The organism is Pseudotabrizicola sp., assembly GCF_030684215.1.
Lineage (GTDB): Bacteria > Pseudomonadota > Alphaproteobacteria > Rhodobacterales > Rhodobacteraceae > Pseudotabrizicola.
Window position 1 is genome coordinate 144,985 of record NZ_JAUXOV010000076.1, and the last position, 19,124, is coordinate 164,108.

A 19,124-nucleotide genomic window follows, 5' to 3' on the forward strand; every position below is an offset into this window, starting at 1 on the left:
GGGATGGGGAATGGCTTAAGGTCGGGTTCGGCGGGTTAAGCCGGGGAATCGCTGGCTTTGTATACCATTGTATGCCAAGAATCCAGCCCTCGTTTCAGTGAACTTGTGTTGATCTTGCCATGATTTCTCAGCGTTTGTGAATTGATCAGGCACTCGCAAAACCTTGATTGGCGGCTCATCGGGCTAGTCTGTAGAACGAATGAACAAGTTTGGGGATGATATACGTGACGATGCGACATTTGGTCAGCGCGACTCTTGGGCTCTGGATCGGCGTTTCCGGGGCAGCTTTGGCGCAAACATCGCCTGTTGTCGTAGAGCTTTACACATCACAAGGCTGTTCGTCTTGCCCCCCGGCCGATGAATTCATGGAACAATTGGTCAAAAGCCCTGACGTGATCGCCCTGTCTTTGCACGTCGATTATTGGGATTATATTGGTTGGCGCGATACCTTTGGCAACCCGGCCTTTACCCAGCGCCAGAAAGCCTATGCCAAGGCGGTGGGCAGCCGGATGATCTATACGCCGCAAATGATTGTCGGCGGGCAAGACCGGGTAGAGGGCAATGACCCGGCGCAGGTGGCCGAAGCGATACGCCGTCATCAGGCGCAGGTCAGCCCGGTGCGGCTGAGTGTGACGCGCGACGGAGATCGCATTGTCATCAAGGCCGAGGCCAATCCTCCCCTGTCAAAAAACGCCCGTATTCAGGTGATCCGCTACACGCCCGAAGCCACGGTCGCGATTGGCCGGGGCGAGAATGAGGGGCGCGAGGTAACCTATACCAACATCGTGACCGACTGGCGGGCGATTGCCGACTGGCCGGGCGTGACCCCGTTTGAGATGACGGCGGAAGTTTCAGGCTCTGACCCGGTGGTGGTGATCGTGCAGACCGAAGGCCCGGCGAATGTTCTGGCGGCGGCGGTGGTGAAATAAGCCTTACGGCTTCCAGCGGCGGTGAATCCAGAACCACTGTTCGGGGTATTTGCGAATCAAACGCTCCAGATTGTCATTCAACGCTTGAGTCATTTCCTCGGGCGTCGAAGGCTGGATCGGTGGATCGACAATGATCTGGAACGACAAGCCATCCGGCTGGCGGATCGCATAGGTCGGGATCAGCATGGCATCATATTTCAGCGCCATATCTGCGGCAGACAGCGCCGTCAGCGCCTCTTGCCCGAAAAATGTCAGCTTCACACCCTTGTGCATGCGCTGATCGGGCAAAATGCCCAACATCCCACCACCGCGCAGGTGTTTCAACATCTGCCCCATGCCTGCGCGCCCGCGTTCAAAGATTGGCTGACCGATGGTGCCGATGGCCTGCACATAATGATCGTTGAACCACGGGTTCGACATCGGGCGATACAGCGCGCCAAGCGAATAGCCCCGCGCGATCAGCGCCGCGCGCACCGCATCGTAATTGCCGAAATGCCCGGTGGCGAGGATGACGGGCTGTCCGGCTTGATGCGCGGCCTCAAGGGCTGCCACACCGTCGCCCGTCAGGGGCAGTTCGGTGGTGCGGGCGATAAACTCGGCGCCGGAATAGATCTCGATCACAGTGCGTCCGATGTTTTCGGGCACGCGGGCAACCATGTGGTCGATCTGGTCAGCGGGCAGGTCGGGCAAGGTCAGTGCCAGATTGTCACGGATGCGTTTTGGCCACCCCGCCAGCGGGGCGACAATGCGCGCCATGACCCAGCCACATAGCGGCACGCGCCAGCGATAGGGCAGTGCCAGAAGCAGCCACAGCACCGTGCGGATGGCACGATCCGTCAACCACTGGCCCCAGGTGCCGTTTATATGCGCGTCTTTGTCGATCATCGGGTCCGTGTTACAGGCTTTGGGATGCGCCATGCACCCGTGTTTCGCGGTGCCAGACATAAAGTCCTGCCACCACGATCACAAGCGCGCCGATGATGGTCGCCAGATCAGGAACCTCATTGAAGAACACATAGCCCCATCCAGCGGCAAAAATCAGCCCGACATAGGCAAAGGGCGCGACACTGCCCGCTTCGGCCAGTGTGAACGCGCGGATCAGGGCCAGTTGTGCCAAAGTGCCTAAAATGCCGATCAGCGCAAACAGCGGCCAGTCGGGCATGGGCACCGGCACCCAGACAAACGGCAGGCTGACCGAGGTGACAGCCATGCCGAACAGCGCGGCAAGAATCATCGGTGTCCACGCTGTTTCAAGCGGGCCAAGGCGGCGGGTCAGCAGGGCGTTGACTGAATAGAATGCCGCCGCCGCGAGCGGCAAAAGGGCGGCAGGGGTAAACACCGACAGGCCGGGGCGGATGATGATCAGTGCGCCGATCAGCGCCGCCACCACCCCAGCAACCCGGCGCGGGCCAAGACGCTCGCCCAGAAACAGCGCAGCCCCCAGCGTGATCAGCACCGGGTTCAGGTCAGCCAAAGCGGTGGCCTCTGCCAGACCAATAAACGGCAGGGCCGAGAAAAAGCAGGCAATCGCCCCAAGCTGGCAGGCCGAGCGGATGAGGTGCAGCATCGGCCACTGTGTGCGCAACATCAGCGGCAGGCGCGGGCCCAGCAGCACCGCCACGATCAGCACCTGACCGGCAAAACGCGCCCAGATCACCTGCGGAACGGGATAGCGTGCGATTAGCCCCTTTGCGGCGGCATCCATCGCGCTAAAGCAGAAAATCGCCAGAATCATCAACAGGATGCCGCTCTTGGTGTCTTTGAGTGTGGGCAGGGTCATGGCACGTCCTTTGGGCGGACGCTATCTTGCGGCAGCGGGGTTCACAACCCCGCGCACCGGCCTGTGTTCTGGGTCAATCTTCATCCCTGTTCATAACGATTTCGCCTGCGCCCTCCAACTGGCGGATGGTGTTCACAACCGTGGTCATCGCCTCCTCGGCGTCTTTTTCCTTGACCTTTCCGCGCGCAGCCATGTCTTCGCGGATGGTCTGGGCCATCCGCTGCGACATGTTGGCCAGAAAAAACTCTACCGTAGCGGCCTGCTTCGGATGGGCCTGCGCTGCGGTAAATGCGGTGACCAGCATCGTTGCCTCTACCATGCGGACAATTTTCGGAATGTCGCGCGGCATGATCCGGGTGGGAATATGGGCAAAGGTAAAGATCGCCTTGCGCACCTGTTCAGCGAAATCTGAATCCTCTGCGTCAAGCCCGGTCAGGACATCATCACGCGTGGCGGCGGTTGAGACGTTCAGGATTGCGCCAACCCGTTCCACAGGCCCCGCGTCAAAGGCGCGGGCGGGCTGGGCGTCAAGCTGGCTGGCCAGCGATTGCCCGATACGGCGCACGGTTTCAGGGTCCACCTGACCCGTTAATGACACGGCATAGGCCACCCGGCGGGCCTTGTCGCCGGGCAGACGGCCCAGCAGTTCAGCGGCTTTGGGCACCGGCAGCTTCGACAGCATGACGGCGGCCACTTCAACACTTTCCGCCTCCAGCACCGGCAAAATACGCTCTGCCGGCAACACCATCAGCCGTTCCCACGGGTCGCCCTTGCCTGCCGCACCCGCAAGACGGCGCAGACGGCTGGCGGCATTCGGGCTGATGTGACCATCCATCATGGTCAGCGCGCCATCTATCCCGCCTGGAAAAGACAGCCCCACCTCCTCCAGCTCGGTCATGAATTCTTCAACCACCTGTGCCAGCGTGTTGCGGTCCACCAGACGCATCAGACCAATCTGTTCGGTGAGTGACGCCTGCATATGTTCGGGAAGTGATGCCACAGGAATAGACCCGCCTTCTGCAAGCATCAGACGCACAATGATGGCCGCCTTTTCGCGCGCAGTGGGCTGGCGACGTTCGCCACCGGAACCAAGTGAAATGGCGCGCTGCACCGGGGTAATGCGCGCCAAAGCCTTGCCAAAATTATCCGCCATCTTTGTCCCCATTCTGGTCAGCCTGCCGGAGCAGGTTGTCACGCCGGGGTTAAGGACGGATTACGGACGGCTCAGGTTGTCGGTGCCAGGACGCATTCGCCTTTGGCCTGATCCCAGCTTGTACCCTCTTTGCAGGACGAGGCGGTGATTTCCTTGTGGCCCGAGCAATAGGCCATCGACATCGACGGCAGCAGCATGAGTGCAATGACGGCGGTGGTGATTTTGGTTTTCATCAGTCGTCCTTCCCATGGTGTTTTCATGAACCCAAAAGGTAGCACGGTTTTTTCAACATCAATGATGGATTTTGGCGAGGCATCGAACCCCGCCAATCACGCTTTCGTTACGCGCCAAAAACCCGCGAGAAAATCGTGTCGACATGCTTAGTATGATAGCCAAGGTCGAACTTTTCTTCGATCTGTGCAGGTGTCAGTGCCGCCAGAACCTCGACGTCATTCAGCAATTCTGTCTTAAAATCAGCGCCTTGTTCCCAGACCTTCATAGCGTTTCGCTGCACCAGACGATAGCTGTCTTCGCGCGACACACCTGCCTGGGTCAGCGCCAGCAGCACACGCTGGCTCATCACCAGGCCACGGAACTTGTTCATGTTCCGCATCATGTTTTCCGGGTAAACCACCAGCTTTTCGACAACATTTGCCAGACGGTGCAGGGCGAAATCCAATGTGATGGTGGCATCAGGGCCAATCGCGCGCTCGACGCTTGAATGGCTGATATCACGCTCATGCCACAGCGCCACATTCTCCATCGCCGGCACCACGGCCATGCGGACCAGACGCGCAAGGCCGGTCAGGTTTTCGGTCAGCACCGGGTTGCGTTTGTGCGGCATGGCCGAACTGCCCTTCTGGCCGGGGCTGAAGAACTCTTCCGCCTCCAGCACTTCGGTGCGCTGCATGTGGCGGAATTCGGTGGCGATATTCTCGATGCTGCTGGCAATCACGCCAAGGGTCGCAAAGAACATTGCGTGACGGTCGCGCGGGATGACCTGGGTGGAAATCGGTTCCGGCGTCAAGCCCAGTTGCGCGCAGACATGCTCCTCAACCCGCGGATCGATATTGGCAAAGGTGCCGACCGCGCCCGAAATTGCCCCCGTCGCCACTTCGGCGCGCGCATTGATCAGGCGCGCCCGACCACGCGCCATTTCGGCGTAAAAGCGCGCAAAGGTCAGGCCCATGGTGGTGGGCTCGGCATGGATGCCGTGGCTGCGGCCGATACGGACCGTGTCTTTGTGCTCAAACGCGCGCGCCTTCAGCGCGGCCAGAACCCGGTCAACGCCCACCAACAACAGATCAGCGGCACGCACCAGTTGCACGTTCAGCGTGGTGTCCAGCACATCAGAACTGGTCATGCCCTGATGCACAAAGCGCGCATCATCGGCGCCAATATGTTCGGCCAGATGGGTCAGGAAAGCGATGACATCATGCTTGGTCACGGCCTCGATCTCGTCGATCCGCGCCACGTCAAACTCTACATCCTTCGCGCGCCAGACCGCTTCAGCATTGGCGCGCGGGATCACGCCCAGATCGGCCATGGCATCGCAGGCATGGGCCTCGATCTCATACCAGATGCGGAATTTCGTGGCGGGCGACCAGAGGGCAACCATCTCGGGGCGGGAATAACGCGGGATCATCACGAACCTATCATTGGAAAGGGGGTGCGCGGTCCCCTTAGACTGCGCAACACGGTGACGCAAGGCAAAGGGGACCGGATGCTGCGAATAGGGTTGGCCTTGATGCTTTGGCCGGGGGTGGTGTTTGCGGATGACTGGCAAACGCTGTCGGGGCCACAAATCGCTGATGCGCTGACCTCACGCGTGGTGGTGTTTCCAGAAGGCGTTGCGCAATACTTTCTCGACGATGGCCGCACCGTGCGCGCCGGGGCCTGGGGCGAATGGCGGGTGGACTTGGACCGCTATTGTGAAAGCTGGTCCGGGAAACGCCCGATCTGCGCCGAAGTCGACAGCGACGGCAGCTATCTGCGCTTTCGCGAAGACAGCGGCTTCATCCGATCCGGGCGCTACGGCGACCTATAGTGTCAGACGATATCGGATGTGGCCATCCTCGTGGCAAAAGCTGTCGTAAAGCCGGCGCGCCGCCGTGTTGTCATGGTTGGTGTGCCAGTACAGCCGGTGCCATCCTTGCTGGCGGCCAAGCGCGATCAGATCCTCGATCAGCGCCCGGCCTACCCCCTTGCCCCGTGCGGCCTGCGCCACAAACAGATCCTCCAAATACACATCCTCCCCCGCCACCCAGGTCGAGCAATGCGGGTGATGAATGGCAAAGCCCAGCAACGTGTCGCCCTCGAACGCCAGACGGCAGGTCATAAGGTGCCCCGGATCACCACAGCGCGCCCATGTCGCCGCCGTCACCTCTGGCGGCAGGGTGACGTCATAGAATGCCAGATAATCCCGCCAAAGCCCGCGCCAGGCCTGTTCGTCCGTGGCGGACGCTCTGCGAATGACAATGCTCACTCCTTTGCCCTTTCATCTTGGCAAGAATACTCCGGGGGTCGGGGGTCAGCGCCCCCGGCCTGTCCGACAGGCTTACGCCAGCCGAGCCAACACCCGTGCCCAGGACCGGATGCCCTTGTGGAACGACTCCAGATCGTATTTCTCGTTCGGGCTGTGGATCAGGTCATCATCGCGGCCAAAGCCGATCAGCATGGCGTCCATATCTAGATAGGTCTTGAAATACCCCGCAATCGGGATCGACCCACCACAGCCAACAAAGGCGGCGGGTTTGCCCCATTCGTCGGTCAGGGCTTGACGCGCGGCGTCAAAGGCCGGAGCCTCGACCGACATCACGCCTGCCGGGCTGTTGCCATGGCCATGGAAATCGACCGTGCAGTCGGGCGGCAGTTGGGCCTGCACCCATGCGCGGAAATGGTCACGCAGCGCGTCTGGGTCTTGGCCTGCCACCAGACGGAACGACACTTTGGCATGCGCCTCTGATGGCAGCACGGTCTTGAACCCTTCACCGGTGTAGCCGCCCCAGATGCCGTTGACCTCTGCCGTTGGGCGCGACCACAGCATTTCCAGCGGCGTGCGGTCCTGCTCGCCTGCCGGAACCGACAGGCCGACATCGCCAAGGAACTTTGCATGGTCAAAGGAAAGCGCCTGCCATTGGGCGCGGATGGCGTCGGGCAATTCCTGCACACCGTCATAGAAATGCGGCACTGCCACGCGGCCCTGATCATCGTGCAGGTTGCCAAGGATGCGGCTCAGTACCCGGATCGGGTTGATCGCGGCACCGCCATACATGCCTGAATGCAGGTCTTTGTCGGGGCCGCGCACCGTCAGTTCTTCGCCCAACAGCCCGCGCAGCATGGTCACGATGGCGGGGGTGGTGTCTTCGAACATGCCGGTGTCGCAGATCAGGGCGATATCGGCACGCAGCTCGGCGGCGTTCTCTTGCATGAACGGGATCAGGCTGGGCGAGCCGGACTCTTCCTCGCCCTCTAAAAAGATCGTCAGTTTGCCGGGCAGGGTGCCATACACCGCTTTCCACGCGCGACACGCCTCCAGAAACGTCATCAGCTGGCCCTTGTCATCCGCCGATCCACGCCCCCGGATCACCCGGCCCTTGGCGGTATCCTGCACCTGAGGGTCAAACGGGTCGCGGTGCCACAGTGGCAGCGGATCAACGGGCTGCACATCGTAATGGCCATAAAACAGCAGGTGCTTGTCGCCGGTGCCGCCATGTGCCACCACCATCGGATGACCGGGCGTCGGGCGGCTGGAGGCGTCAAAGCCAAGCGACTTCAGGTCATCGACCAGCCAGTCGGCGGCGCGGGCGCAATCGGCGGCATAGGCCGGGTCGGTCGATATCGAGGGGATTCGCAACAGATCCAGCAACCGGTCAACGGATTGCTCCAGATCGGTGTCGATACGGGTGAGGACTGTGTCCAGAGACATGAATTCTTTCCGCTTCTCTAGGGAATGTGAACGATTTGCCGACCGTAGCAGGAAGCAAGGCACTGTCCAGTGCCACCGCTTTGCGCTAAATCCTGTCCGGGGACGACGACTGCCGGATCGGCATTGGAGGAAGAATGAGCAGTACAACCACGATCAGGATGGGCGTTTTCGCATGCGGCCTGATGGTCGGAGTAGCCGTGATCGCACCCGCAATGGCGCAGACCGTGCCGGTCGAGGCAGGTGTGAATGGCGGCTCTGCGGTCAACCTGCATCTGCACCCGTTCCTGACCCCGGACGAGGTGACAACCCTGCGACTTGTTGCGTCAAATGATCAGGCGCTGTCACTTTTCGTGACCAGCCGCACCGGCCACGCGGCCCTTGCTGTGTCGCCGGATGAGGGGTTCATAAGGGACGGCAGCGCCGTTGCCTCGGCGGTGGCTTTGGGTGATCTGCCCGATGCGGATGCCGCCCGCACCGCTGCTCTTGCGGCTTGTGACACGGCCCGCAAGGCCAAATCGCCCTGCGTTGTCGTGTTGGAGGTTGCCCCCGCGCGTTAAGGCTACATCGCAGTGGCAAAGGCAAGGGGCGTCAAATTGCCCTGTTTCCAAACCTTTGCTTTTTGATGCAAGTCAAGGCAAGCCGCAGTTCTTTGCCCGATATCAGGGCATACCTGCATGCAAACTGCCCCTGCGCCGATCTGGCAGGGGTGCCACGGAGAAGACCCGATGCGCTATGACACCGCTCTTGATGCCGCCCTGCAACGCCTGCATGACGAAGGGCGTTACCGCACATTTATTGATATTGAGCGGCAAAAGGGCCAGTTCCCGCATGCAGTCTGGACCCGGCCCGATGGCAGCACCAAAGACATCACCGTCTGGTGTGGCAATGATTATCTGGGCATGGGCCAGCATCCAGTCGTGTTGGCCGCCATGCACGAGGCGCTGGAGGCGACGGGTGCGGGGTCTGGCGGCACGCGCAATATTTCCGGCACCACGGTCTATCACAAACGGCTGGAGGCAGAGCTGGCCGATCTGCACGGCAAAGAGGCAGCTTTGGTGTTCACCAGCGCCTACATTGCCAATGATGCCACGCTGTCGGTCCTGCGCCAGATCTTCCCCGGCCTGATCATCTATTCCGACGCGCTGAACCATGCGTCCATGATTGAAGGCGTGCGGCGCGGCGGCGGCGAAAAGCGTATTTTCCGCCACAATGATGTAGAGCATCTGCGCGCGCTGCTGGCGGCCGATGACCCGGACGCGCCCAAGCTGATTGCGTTCGAATCGATCTATTCGATGGATGGCGATTTCGGCCCGATTGCAGAGATCTGTGATCTTGCCGAAGAATTCGGCGCGCTGACCTATCTGGACGAGGTGCATGCCGTCGGAATGTATGGGCCACGCGGGGCAGGGGTCGCCGAACGCGATCAGCAGATGCACCGGGTGGATATAATCAATGCGACATTGGCCAAGGCGTATGGCGTGTTTGGTGGCTATATTGCTGCAAGTGCAAAGATGGTGGATGCGGTGCGTTCCTACGCCCCCGGGTTTATTTTCACCACGTCTTTGCCGCCAGCCGTGGCTGCAGGTGCCGCTGCAAGTGTGCGGTTTCTGAAAAACGATGAGGGGCAGAAGCTGCGCGATTTGCAGCAGTCCTATGCCCGCACGCTCAAGATGCGTCTGCGGGGGATGGGCCTGCCGATCATCGATCATGGGTCGCATATTGTGCCTGTGCATGTCGGTAACCCCATCCATTGTAAGATGCTGTCTGACATGCTGTTGGATCAGTTCGGTGTTTATGTGCAGCCGATCAACTTCCCGACTGTGCCGCGTGGCACTGAACGGCTGCGCTTTACCCCGTCACCTGTTCATGATTTCGGGCAAATTGATGCATTGGTCCGCGCGATGGATCACCTTTGGCGGCAATGTGCGCTGAATCGTGCCGAGGTATCGGCCTGAGCGCTTTCTCGCAGGTGCAAAAGCCCTTGTGCTGTGGTAACGAATCCCTAATACGAGCAAAATGAGTCGTGATCGAAACGGCTACGGGGACACAGGGTTTTCATGGGGCAGTGCGCATGATCGGGCGGAGGGCGAAACCTTCGATGCCGGAGACTGAGGGGCCAAAGGGCTTTGACGACTTCGATTTGCGGTTGGGCGACCTTATGCGGGGCGAGCGCGCCACCATGGGGAAATCCTTGCTGGATGTTCAGCGCGAGCTGAAAATCAAGGCCGCATACATCGCCGCCATAGAGAACGCCGATATTTCAGCTTTTGAGACGCAGGGCTTTGTGGCCGGATATGTGCGGTCTTATGCGCGCTATCTGGGGATGGACCCGGATATGGCATTTGCCCGGTTCTCCAAAGAAGCGAATTTCGAAGTTGCCCACGGGATGAGCGCTGCGGCCTCATCCTCGGGGATGACCGCAGCCCGCTCGCGCAGCACGCAAGTGTTCAGCGATCCGCTGGCCAATCCCAATGCAAGCTTCATCCCGCGTGGCGAAAGCCTGTTTGCACGGGTCGAACCGGGCGCTGTCGGCTCGCTTGTGGTGCTGGTCGCGCTGATTGGGGCGATTGGCTATGGCGGCTGGTCAGTGCTGCAAGAGGTGCAGCGCGTGCAGCTTTCGCCGGTGGATCAAGCCCCGAGCGTGGTGGCCGAAATTGACCCCTTGGGCAATGTCAGTGGGTCCGCGCCTTTGGTGCGGTCAGCCCCGGCGGCAGAGACCGAGATGGCAGGTGCCGATCCTGTGCAGGGTCAGGCAGACCGGCTGGACCGTCTGTATCGTCCGCAGGCGCTGGATGTGCCGGTGCTAACCTCGCGTGACGGTCCGATCGCGGCAATCAACCCGCGTCTGGCCAGTTCAGGCGCTTCTGCCGATGCTGTGAACGCAGCCCTTGCCGAAGCGCTTGGCACTGATGACCAGACTGTGCAGGTCGTCGCCCAAGCGCAGCCGGGGGTTGAACTTCTGGCCGTGCGCCCGTCATGGGTGCGGGTGTCGGCGGCAGATGGCACGGTTCTGTTTGAAAAGATCCTTGATGCGGGTGAGCGTTGGTCGGTGCCGCAACTCGAAGCGCCGCCAGTCTTGCGCGCGGGCAACTCTGGCTCGGTCTATTTTGCGGTGAACGGCCAGACCTATGGCCCGGCTGCTCCCGGTGCGCAGGTGGTGCGGAATGTCGCGCTGTCGCCAGAGGCGCTGACCGAAAAGTTCGCCGTAGCTGATCTGAGCCGAGACGCTGATCTGGCGGCGATTGTGAACGTCGCCGATGCGTCTACGATTTTGAATGCGCCGTCACAGTAGGGCTGCCACAACCGGTTCGGCGCAGTAAATCTGTCAATCGTGATTGACAAAGCCGCCCTTGGCATTGCCGGGGCGGCTTTGTCGTCTTATCAAGGGGCAAACTGTCAAAGGACCTGTGCATCGATGAGCCACAATCCCATCCGCCCTTGGCGCAACATCTATCGCCGCAAGTCGCGCCAGATCAGCGTGGGCAAGGTGCTTGTCGGGGGCGACGCGCCGATCTCGGTGCAGACGATGACCAACACGCTGACCACCGATATCGCCGCCACGATTGAACAGATCCAGCGCGCGGCAATTGCCGGGTGCGATATCGTACGGGTGTCCACCCCCGATCAGGACAGCACGCGGGCCCTGCGCGAGATTTGCGCCGAAAGTCCGGTGCCGATCGTGGCCGATATCCATTTCCACTACAAACGCGCGATTGAGGCTGCCGAGGCGGGCGCTGCCTGTCTGCGCATCAACCCCGGTAATATCGGCGACGCCAAGCGCGTGGCCGAAGTGGTGCGCGCCGCTAAAGACCACGGGTGCAGCATCCGCATCGGGGTGAATGCTGGCAGTCTGGAAAAGCACTTGCTGGACAAATACGGCGAGCCTTGCCCGGACGCGATGGTTGAATCAGGGCTGGACCATATCAAGCTGTTGCAGGACAACGATTTCCACGAATTCAAGATTTCGGTGAAAGCGTCCGATGTGTTCATGGCCGCCGCCGCCTATCAACAATTGGCCGAAGCCACCGATGCGCCGATCCACCTTGGCATCACCGAGGCAGGCGGCTTGCAATCCGGCACGGTGAAATCGGCCATCGGGCTTGGCAACCTGTTGTGGATGGGGATTGGCGACACGATCCGGGTGTCTTTGTCGGCGGACCCGGTCGAGGAGGTCAAGGTCGGGTTGGAGATCCTGAAATCCCTTGGCCTGCGACATCGCGGCGTGACGATCATTTCCTGCCCGTCCTGCGCGCGCCAAGGCTTTGACGTGATCAAGACCGTCACTGCGCTAGAGGACCGTCTGGCCCACATCACCACCAGCCTGTCACTGTCGATCATCGGCTGTGTGGTAAACGGCCCCGGCGAGGCGCTGATGACCGACATCGGCTTTACCGGCGGCGGGGCAGGGTCGGGGATGGTTTACCTGGCGGGCAAGCAAAGCCACAAGTTGGGCAATGAGGCGATGATTGACCACATTGTTGATCTGGTCGAGAAAAAGGCCGGTGAGATTGAGGCGGCGCAGGCCGAGGCTGAAGCGCAAGCCGCCGAATAGTCTCAGCGCCCGCGCCAGACCCAGCCGCCACCCAGCACGCGGCCGCCTTTGGGTGCATAAAACACACAGGCCTGCCCGGCGCTGACGCCGTCTTCGGGGTCCAGCAGTTCCACCTCTGCTTCCGTTGCTGACAGCGGACGGATTACAGCGGGGCGTGGCGGGCGGGTCGAGCGCACTTTGACATGCACCTGCCATTCGGCGGCAGAATCGAACGGCGCATCGCCAAGCCAGTTCACCTCACGCACCGGAATCGTGCGGGTCGCCAGCGATTCACGTGGGCCTACGATTACGCGCCGCGTCTCCGGGTCCAGCCGCACCACATACAGCGGATCACCCAAGCCGCCGATGCCAAGCCCCTTGCGCTGCCCGATGGTGTAATGGATCACGCCGCGATGCTGGCCCAGCACGCGGCCTTCCATATCCACAATCTCGCCGGGATCGGCAGCACCGGGGCGCAGCTTTTCGATCACCGCCGCATAATTGCCATTGGGCACAAAGCAGATATCCTGACTGTCCGGCTTGTCAGCCACCGGCAGGCCGTATTTCGCAGCCAGAGCGCGAGTGTCGGCTTTGGATTGCAGATGGCCCAAGGGAAACCGCAGGTAGGCCAGTTGCTCTGCCGTGGTCGAGAACAGGAAATAGCTTTGGTCGCGGTTGGCATCGGCGGCGGAATGCAACTCCGCCCCCGCATCGCCCATCTTGCGCTGGATGTAATGCCCGGTGGCCATGCAATCGGCGTCAAGATCTTTGGCGGTGGCTAGCAGATCCTTGAACTTCACCCGTTCATTGCAGCGAATGCAGGGCACCGGAGTCGCCCCGGCCAGATAAGCGTCGGCAAACTCCTCCATCACGGCTTCGCGGAAGGTGTTTTCATAATCCAGCACATAATGCGGAAAGCCCATGGTTTCGGCCACGCGCCGCGCGTCGTGAATGTCACGCCCCGCGCAGCAAGCGCCCTTTTTCGCCAAGGCCGCGCCATGGTCGTAAAGCTGCAAGGTCACGCCGACCACATCATAGCCTTCGTCTTTCAGCATGGCGGCTACAACCGACGAATCCACGCCGCCCGACATCGCCACTACGACACGGGTGGCGGATGGCGGCTTCGGCAGCCCCAGCGAGTTCAGCGGGTGGTCCAGCATTGTCAAACCTCTCGGGAATTGAGCGCAATATAAGAAAATGCGCGACACTCTCAACCCCTGCTGTGCCGTAACCTTCACCTTCGCTTAAGTCAGATGGGTCACGGTTGCGGCATGCCGGGTGGACCAACGGAAAGACATGGCCATGTATCTGAAACGACTGGACGGACCGCGACAGGTGACATTGCCTGATGGCAGCATTCTTACGCGGGCAGATTTGCCCAGCCCTCAAACGCGCCGCTGGGTTGCCAGCCGCAAGGCTGTGGTGGTGCGCGCGGTGGTTTACGGCTTGATTCCTGAAGCCGAGGCGCTGGAACGCTATTCCTTGTCCGAAGAAGAATTTGCCTTTTGGCGGCAAGCGGTAGAGCAGCATGGTGATGTTGCTCTGAAAGTGACCACCATTCAAAAATACAGACAACTTTAAGTTGTTTTTATTTCGCGCTCAGGCAGAGTAACCCTCAGTTAACCATTCCCCCTCAATGTCGTTAACGAACCTGGCTGTTGCGGAGTTTTTAAAGATGCGAATTCTACTTGTTGAGGACGACCCTACCACGTCACGCAGTATCGAACTGATGCTGACCCATGCAAACCTGAACGTCTATTGCACCGATTTGGGCGAAGACGGCATAGATCTGGCAAAACTCTATGATTATGATCTGATTCTTCTGGATCTGAACCTGCCTGACATGTCTGGGCATGAGGTGTTGCGCCAATTGCGGCTGGCCCGGATTGAGACGCCTATTCTGATTCTTTCAGGGTCGGATGACACCGATTCAAAGCTCAAAGGATTTGGCTTCGGTGCCGATGATTATTTGACAAAACCTTTTCATCGCGAAGAATTGGTCGCCCGTATTCACGCCATTATCCGCCGCTCCAAAGGCCACAGCCAATCGGTGATTGTCACCGGTAAGGTTAATGTCAACCTTGATGCCAAAACGGTTGAGGTGGACAGCAAGACCGTGCATCTGACCGGCAAAGAATATCAAATGCTGGAACTTTTATCCTTGCGCAAAGGCACCACGCTGACGAAAGAAATGTTTCTGAACCATCTTTACGGCGGCATGGACGAGCCGGAATTGAAGATCATCGATGTGTTCATCTGCAAACTGCGCAAAAAACTGTCCGAGGCGACGGGCGGGGAGAATTACATCGAAACCGTCTGGGGCCGGGGCTATGTTCTGCGCGATCCGGTGGGTGTACAACGCAAGATGGCCGCCAGCGCCTGAGACTTGCCCTTACCAGGTTGCCCCCCTAAACCATGGGGGCAAGCGGAGGGGACGATGACCGAGACAGCAGTGGATCAGTTGACCGAAGCACAGGCGCGCGCCGAACTGGCGCGTCTGGCTGAGGTATTGGCGGGTGCAAACCGGGCCTATCACACTCTGGACACGCCCGAGATTTCGGATGCAGAATATGATGCGCTCAAGCAGCGCAACATGGCGATCGAGGCGCGGTTTCCACAGTTGCGGCGCACCGACAGCCCCAGCGATCTGGTTGGGGCGGCGGCCTCTGATGGGTTTGGCAAGGTGGCGCATCAGGTGCGGATGCTCAGCCTTGAGAACGCCTTTGATGACACCGACGTCGCGGATTTTGAGGACCGGGTCCGCAAATATCTGAACCACAACGGAGAGTTGGCCTTTACCGCCGAGCCAAAGATCGACGGCCTGTCGCTGTCTTTGCGCTACGAATCCGGGTCGCTGGTGCAGGCGGCCACGCGCGGTGATGGCGAGGTGGGCGAGAATGTTACTGACAATGCCCGCACCATTGCTGATATTCCGCAACATCTTATCGGCGCGCCCGATGTGCTGGAAGTGCGGGGCGAGGTTTACATGAGCCATGCCGATTTTGCAGCGCTGAACGAACGGCAGGCGCTTGCCGGGGCCAAGACATTTGCAAACCCGCGTAACGCCGCCGCCGGGTCTTTGCGCCAGTTGGATGCGACAATTACCGCCGCGCGGCCGTTGCGCTTTTTTGCCTATAGCTGGGGCGCGCTGTCTGAACCGCTTGCCGCCACGCAGTTTGATGCGATTACCCGGCTGGCGGCTTTGGGGTTTCAGACCAACCCGCTCACACTCCTCTGCCATGGGCCAGACGACCTGCTAGCGCATTACCGCCAGATCGAGTCCCAGCGGGCCACGCTGGGATATGACATTGATGGTGTGGTCTACAAGGTGAACGATCTGGGATTGCAGGCACGGCTTGGCTTCCGCTCGGCCACGCCCCGTTGGGCGATTGCGCATAAATTCCCCGCCGAACTGGCCTGGACCGAGTTGCTGGGCATCGATATTCAGGTTGGCCGCACCGGGGCGCTGTCACCCGTGGCGCGGCTGAAGCCGGTGACGGTGGGGGGTGTCGTGGTCAGCAACGCCACCTTGCACAACGAGGATTACATTGTCGGGCGCGATGCCAAGGGCAATGAAATTCGCGGCGGCAAGGATTTTCGCATTGGCGACTGGGTGCAGGTTTACCGCGCCGGGGATGTGATCCCCAAGCTGGCAGATGTGGATTTGAGCCGCCGTAAAATCGACGCGCAAGCTTATGATTTTCCTCGTGAATGCCCGGAATGCGGCAGCCCGGCCTTGCGTGAGGAAGGCGACGCGGTGCGCCGCTGTTCTGGCGGGCTGATCTGCCCTGCGCAAGCGGTGGAGCGGCTTAAGCATTTTGTCAGCCGCCACGCCTTTGATATCGAAGGTTTGGGTGCGAAACAGATAGAGATGTTTTTCAAAGACGCCGATCTGCCGGTGAAAACGCCCGCCGATATCTTCACCCTTGGATCAAGAGACGCCGACAACGGTTTGAAACGGTTGAAAAATCGTGATGGTTTTGGCGAGACGTCGGCCAAGAAACTGTTCGCCGCGATTGAGGACAAGCGGCGCATTCCGCTGGACCGGCTGATCTTTGCCCTTGGCATCCGCCATGTGGGTGAGGTCGCGGCGCAGACCCTCGCACGCCATTACAGCACATGGGAGGCGTTTGAGGCAGGCGTGACCCATGCGGTGCCGGGCGCGGTCGAATGGGATGAGCTGTTGTCGATTGACGGCGTGGGCATGATCCTTGCGACCAGCCTTACGGCGGCGTTCCAGAATGATGCCGAGCGCGCGGCGATTGACGCGCTGGTGGCGCAGCTGCAGGTGCAGCCGGTGGTGTGGAAAGCCGCGAGTGACAGCCCGGTGGCGGGCAAAACCGTGGTCTTCACGGGCAGTCTTGAAAAGATGACCCGGGCCGAGGCCAAGGCGCGGGCGGAAAGTCTGGGTGCAAAGGTAGCCGGCAGTGTGAGTGCCAAGACCGATATTCTGGTGGCTGGTCCCGGCGCCGGGTCAAAGCTGAAAGAGGCTGCGAAACATGGGGTTGCCACGCTGGATGAAGACGGCTGGCTTGCCCTGATCGGCGACGCATGAGCCGGCCCGAGATTCTGTTTCCGCTGTTCGCGGATCTGGAAACGCTGGAGGGCGTGGGGCCAAAGACTGCCCGCGCGATGGAGGCTTTGGGCGTCACCCGTCCCAAAGACCTGCTGTTCCTGTTGCCGCATTCCGGGGTGGACCGGGCGCGCCGCGACTCGGTCCGCGATGTGGTGCCGCCCTGCGTTCTGACGGTAGAGGTTGAGGTTGGCGCACATTTCCCGCCGCGCACCAAGGGCAAGCCCTACCGCGTGATGGTGCGCGATGACCAACTGGAATGGGCGCTCGTGTTTTTCCATGCACGTGGCGATTACCTGCAAAAGCTGCTGCCCACCGGGCAGAGGCGCATCGTGTCAGGCCGGATTGAGCTGTTTGATGGCATCGCCCAGATGGTGCATCCCGATCACGTCTTGCGGGCCGAGGAGGCGGCAGAGCTGCCCGCCTATGAACCTGTCTATCCGCTGACCGCAGGTGTTACGCAGCGCGTGGTGGCCAAGGCCGCCGAGGCGGCAGTAGCGCGCGCGCCCGATCTGCCCGAATGGATCGACCCCAGTCTGAAGACGCGAGAAGGATGGCCGGATTGGCGTGCGGCGGTGGCCGCTGTGCATCGCCCTGACGGCGCGGTGGCGCTTGCGCCAACCGATCCGGCCCGCGCGCGGCTGGCCTATGATGAACTGTTCGCGCATCAGCTGACGCTGTCGCTGGCCCGGGCATCGTTGCGCAAATCCAAAGGCGTGGTGACACGCGGCACGGGTGCGTTGCAGGCGCAGGTGCTGGCCGGGTTGCCCTATCAGCCCACGGGCGCGCAAACCCGCGCAGTGGCCGAGATTACGGGCGATATGGCGACCCCTTTGCGGATGAACCGTTTGCTACAGGGCGATGTGGGGTCGGGCAAAACGCTTGTGGCATTCATGGCGCTGCTGGTCGCGGTTGAGGCGGGCGGGCAGGGCGTGATGATGGCGCCGACCGAAATCCTTGCGCGCCAGCATTATGAGGGGCTGGCCCCCTTGGCCGCAGCGGCTGGCGTGCGGTTGGAACTGCTCACGGGCCGCGACAAAGGTGCGGACCGTGCGGCCAAGCTACAGGCTTTGGCGACGGGGCATATCGCCATGTTGGTAGGCACCCATGCGGTGTTTCAAAAGGACGTGGAGTTTCACGATCTGCGCCTTGCGGTGGTGGACGAGCAGCACCGCTTTGGCGTGGCGCAGCGAATGGAGCTGGGGGCCAAGGGCCGGGCGGTGGATGTGCTGGTGATGACGGCAACCCCGATCCCGCGCAGCCTCGCGCTCGCCAGCTACGGCGATATGGATGTATCGGTGCTGGATGAAAAACCTGCCGGGCGCAAACCGATCAAGACCGTGATGATCGCCGCCGCCCGGATGGATGAAGTGGTGGCGCACCTGTCGCGCGCGGTGGCCGACGGGCGGCAATGCTATTGGGTCTGCCCCTTGGTCGAGGATTCCGAGGTGTTGGATTACGCGTCGGCCGAGGCGCGCTTCGCGACGTTGCGCGCGGCTTTGGGCGATGTGGTGGGGATGGTGCATGGGCAGCTGCCCCCCGCCGAAAAGGATGCCGCAATGGCGCGGTTTCAGCGCGGTGAGACTCGGGTTCTGGTGGCAACCACGGTGATCGAGGTGGGGGTGAACGTGCCCAATGCGTCAATCATGGTGATCGAGCGGGCCGAGATTTTCGGGCTGGCGCAGTTGCATCAGCTGCGGGGGCGCGTCGGGCGCGGGGCGGCAGAATCGACCTGCCTGCTGCTTTATCAGGCCCCGCTGTCCGAGGCGGGAGAGCGGCGGTTGACCACAATCCGCGACACCGAAGACGGTTTCCGCATTGCCGAGGAAGATCTGGCGATGCGCGGCGCGGGTGATCTGATCGGTACCGCGCAATCTGGCTTGCCCCGGTTTCGGGTGGCCGATCTGGAACGGCAAGCGGCGTTGATGGCGGTGGCGCAGTCGGATGCGCGCGCGCTTTTGACGATGGACCCCGGCCTGATCAGCCCGCGCGGGCAGGCGGCGCGGGTGTTGTTGTGGCTGCTGGATCAGGACCGGGCGATCCGGCTGATTTCGGTCGGTTGACCCTGTAATCCCGGTTTGTTCTTAAATGTTCTTAAAAAGTTCTTTACAGGTTAACGCTGATATGAGAACAATATAGCAACAAGCAAGCAGGAGGAAGCCATGGTCGCCCAAGTCAAAGACATCGTCACCCGGTCCCGTGCAACGTTGATTGAGGATCTTTTGGGCGT

General features: G+C 60.9%; 18 protein-coding genes. 10 read left to right on the forward strand and 8 right to left on the reverse strand.

Annotation, left to right across the window (positions count from 1 at the left end; translation table 11 throughout):
* Positions 1–230: 230 nt before the first annotated feature.
* Positions 231–929, forward strand: a complete 699-nt coding sequence (locus Q8K08_RS19750) for a thioredoxin family protein (protein ID WP_304800221.1) — start codon at positions 231–233, stop codon at positions 927–929.
* Between the two features lie 3 nt (positions 930–932).
* On the opposite strand, the gene Q8K08_RS19755 is transcribed toward Q8K08_RS19750, so the two are convergent.
* The 5 genes from Q8K08_RS19755 to purB form a co-directional block, all read right to left on the reverse strand.
* Positions 933–1,814, reverse strand: a complete 882-nt coding sequence (locus tag Q8K08_RS19755; RefSeq protein WP_304800205.1) for a lysophospholipid acyltransferase family protein — start codon at positions 1,812–1,814, stop codon at positions 933–935.
* 10 nt (positions 1,815–1,824) lie between these two features.
* Positions 1,825–2,709 carry a DMT family transporter gene (locus Q8K08_RS19760; RefSeq protein ID WP_305251477.1) on the reverse strand — a complete coding sequence of 295 codons (885 nt, stop codon included), beginning with the start codon at positions 2,707–2,709 and terminating at the stop codon, positions 1,825–1,827.
* A gap of 73 nt (positions 2,710–2,782) precedes the next feature.
* Entirely contained in the window at positions 2,783–3,862 is a 1,080-nt protein-coding gene (locus tag Q8K08_RS19765; protein ID WP_304800209.1) for a flagellar motor switch protein FliG, read from the reverse strand.
* A gap of 71 nt (positions 3,863–3,933) precedes the next feature.
* Positions 3,934–4,095, reverse strand: a complete 162-nt coding sequence (locus Q8K08_RS19770; protein WP_304800211.1) for a hypothetical protein — start codon at positions 4,093–4,095, stop codon at positions 3,934–3,936.
* Positions 4,096–4,202: 107 nt separating this feature from the next.
* Positions 4,203–5,507, reverse strand: a complete 1,305-nt coding sequence (gene purB, locus Q8K08_RS19775; protein WP_304800213.1) for an adenylosuccinate lyase — start codon at positions 5,505–5,507, stop codon at positions 4,203–4,205.
* A gap of 78 nt (positions 5,508–5,585) precedes the next feature.
* Between purB and Q8K08_RS19780 the strand changes: the two genes are divergently transcribed.
* Positions 5,586–5,909, forward strand: a complete 324-nt coding sequence (locus Q8K08_RS19780) for a hypothetical protein (protein ID WP_304800215.1) — start codon at positions 5,586–5,588, stop codon at positions 5,907–5,909.
* Here Q8K08_RS19780 and Q8K08_RS19785 read toward each other — a convergent pair.
* Both Q8K08_RS19785 and Q8K08_RS19790 read right to left on the reverse strand, forming a co-directional pair.
* On the reverse strand, positions 5,904–6,347 hold the full coding sequence (locus Q8K08_RS19785; RefSeq protein WP_304800217.1) for a GNAT family N-acetyltransferase: 444 nt from the start codon (positions 6,345–6,347) through the stop codon (positions 5,904–5,906). The two genes, Q8K08_RS19780 and Q8K08_RS19785, sit on opposite strands and share 6 nt — an antisense overlap.
* 72 nt (positions 6,348–6,419) lie before the next feature.
* Positions 6,420–7,790 (reverse strand): M20/M25/M40 family metallo-hydrolase, encoded by a 1,371-nt coding sequence (locus tag Q8K08_RS19790; protein WP_305251481.1) that lies wholly within the window; start codon positions 7,788–7,790, stop codon positions 6,420–6,422.
* Positions 7,791–7,924: 134 nt separating this feature from the next.
* On the opposite strand from Q8K08_RS19790, the gene Q8K08_RS19795 reads away from it, so the two are divergent.
* The 4 genes from Q8K08_RS19795 (at position 7,925) to ispG (ending at position 12,342) form a co-directional block, all read left to right on the forward strand.
* Positions 7,925–8,347 carry a hypothetical protein gene (locus tag Q8K08_RS19795; protein WP_305251484.1) on the forward strand — a complete coding sequence of 141 codons (423 nt, stop codon included), beginning with the start codon at positions 7,925–7,927 and terminating at the stop codon, positions 8,345–8,347.
* Positions 8,348–8,515: 168 nt separating this feature from the next.
* Positions 8,516–9,745: a 5-aminolevulinate synthase gene (gene hemA, locus Q8K08_RS19800; RefSeq protein ID WP_305251551.1), complete on the forward strand. Its 1,230-nt coding sequence runs from the start codon at positions 8,516–8,518 to the stop codon at positions 9,743–9,745.
* A gap of 116 nt (positions 9,746–9,861) precedes the next feature.
* Positions 9,862–11,082, forward strand: a complete 1,221-nt coding sequence (locus Q8K08_RS19805) for a helix-turn-helix domain-containing protein (protein ID WP_304798974.1) — start codon at positions 9,862–9,864, stop codon at positions 11,080–11,082.
* Positions 11,083–11,205: 123 nt separating this feature from the next.
* Entirely contained in the window at positions 11,206–12,342 is a 1,137-nt protein-coding gene (gene ispG, locus Q8K08_RS19810; RefSeq protein ID WP_305251487.1) for a flavodoxin-dependent (E)-4-hydroxy-3-methylbut-2-enyl-diphosphate synthase, read from the forward strand.
* 2 nt (positions 12,343–12,344) lie between these two features.
* Here ispG and mnmA read toward each other — a convergent pair whose 3' ends face one another.
* Positions 12,345–13,481, reverse strand: a complete 1,137-nt coding sequence (gene mnmA, locus Q8K08_RS19815; RefSeq protein WP_305251489.1) for a tRNA 2-thiouridine(34) synthase MnmA — start codon at positions 13,479–13,481, stop codon at positions 12,345–12,347.
* Positions 13,482–13,623: 142 nt separating this feature from the next.
* Between mnmA and Q8K08_RS19820 the strand changes: the two genes are divergently transcribed.
* The 4 genes from Q8K08_RS19820 to recG all read left to right on the forward strand — a co-directional run bounded on the left by Q8K08_RS19820 (position 13,624) and on the right by recG (position 18,957).
* Entirely contained in the window at positions 13,624–13,902 is a 279-nt protein-coding gene (locus Q8K08_RS19820) for a DUF1153 domain-containing protein (RefSeq protein ID WP_304798993.1), read from the forward strand.
* A 94-nt stretch (positions 13,903–13,996) separates the two neighbouring features.
* On the forward strand, positions 13,997–14,704 hold the full coding sequence (gene ctrA / locus Q8K08_RS19825; protein ID WP_304799000.1) for a response regulator transcription factor CtrA: 708 nt from the start codon (positions 13,997–13,999) through the stop codon (positions 14,702–14,704).
* Positions 14,705–14,758: 54 nt separating this feature from the next.
* Positions 14,759–16,876: an NAD-dependent DNA ligase LigA gene (gene ligA, locus Q8K08_RS19830; RefSeq protein ID WP_305251492.1), complete on the forward strand. Its 2,118-nt coding sequence runs from the start codon at positions 14,759–14,761 to the stop codon at positions 16,874–16,876.
* On the forward strand, positions 16,873–18,957 hold the full coding sequence (gene recG / locus Q8K08_RS19835; protein ID WP_305251494.1) for an ATP-dependent DNA helicase RecG: 2,085 nt from the start codon (positions 16,873–16,875) through the stop codon (positions 18,955–18,957). The genes ligA and recG overlap by 4 nt, the downstream gene beginning before the upstream one ends.
* The last annotated feature ends 167 nt before the right edge of the window (positions 18,958–19,124 follow it).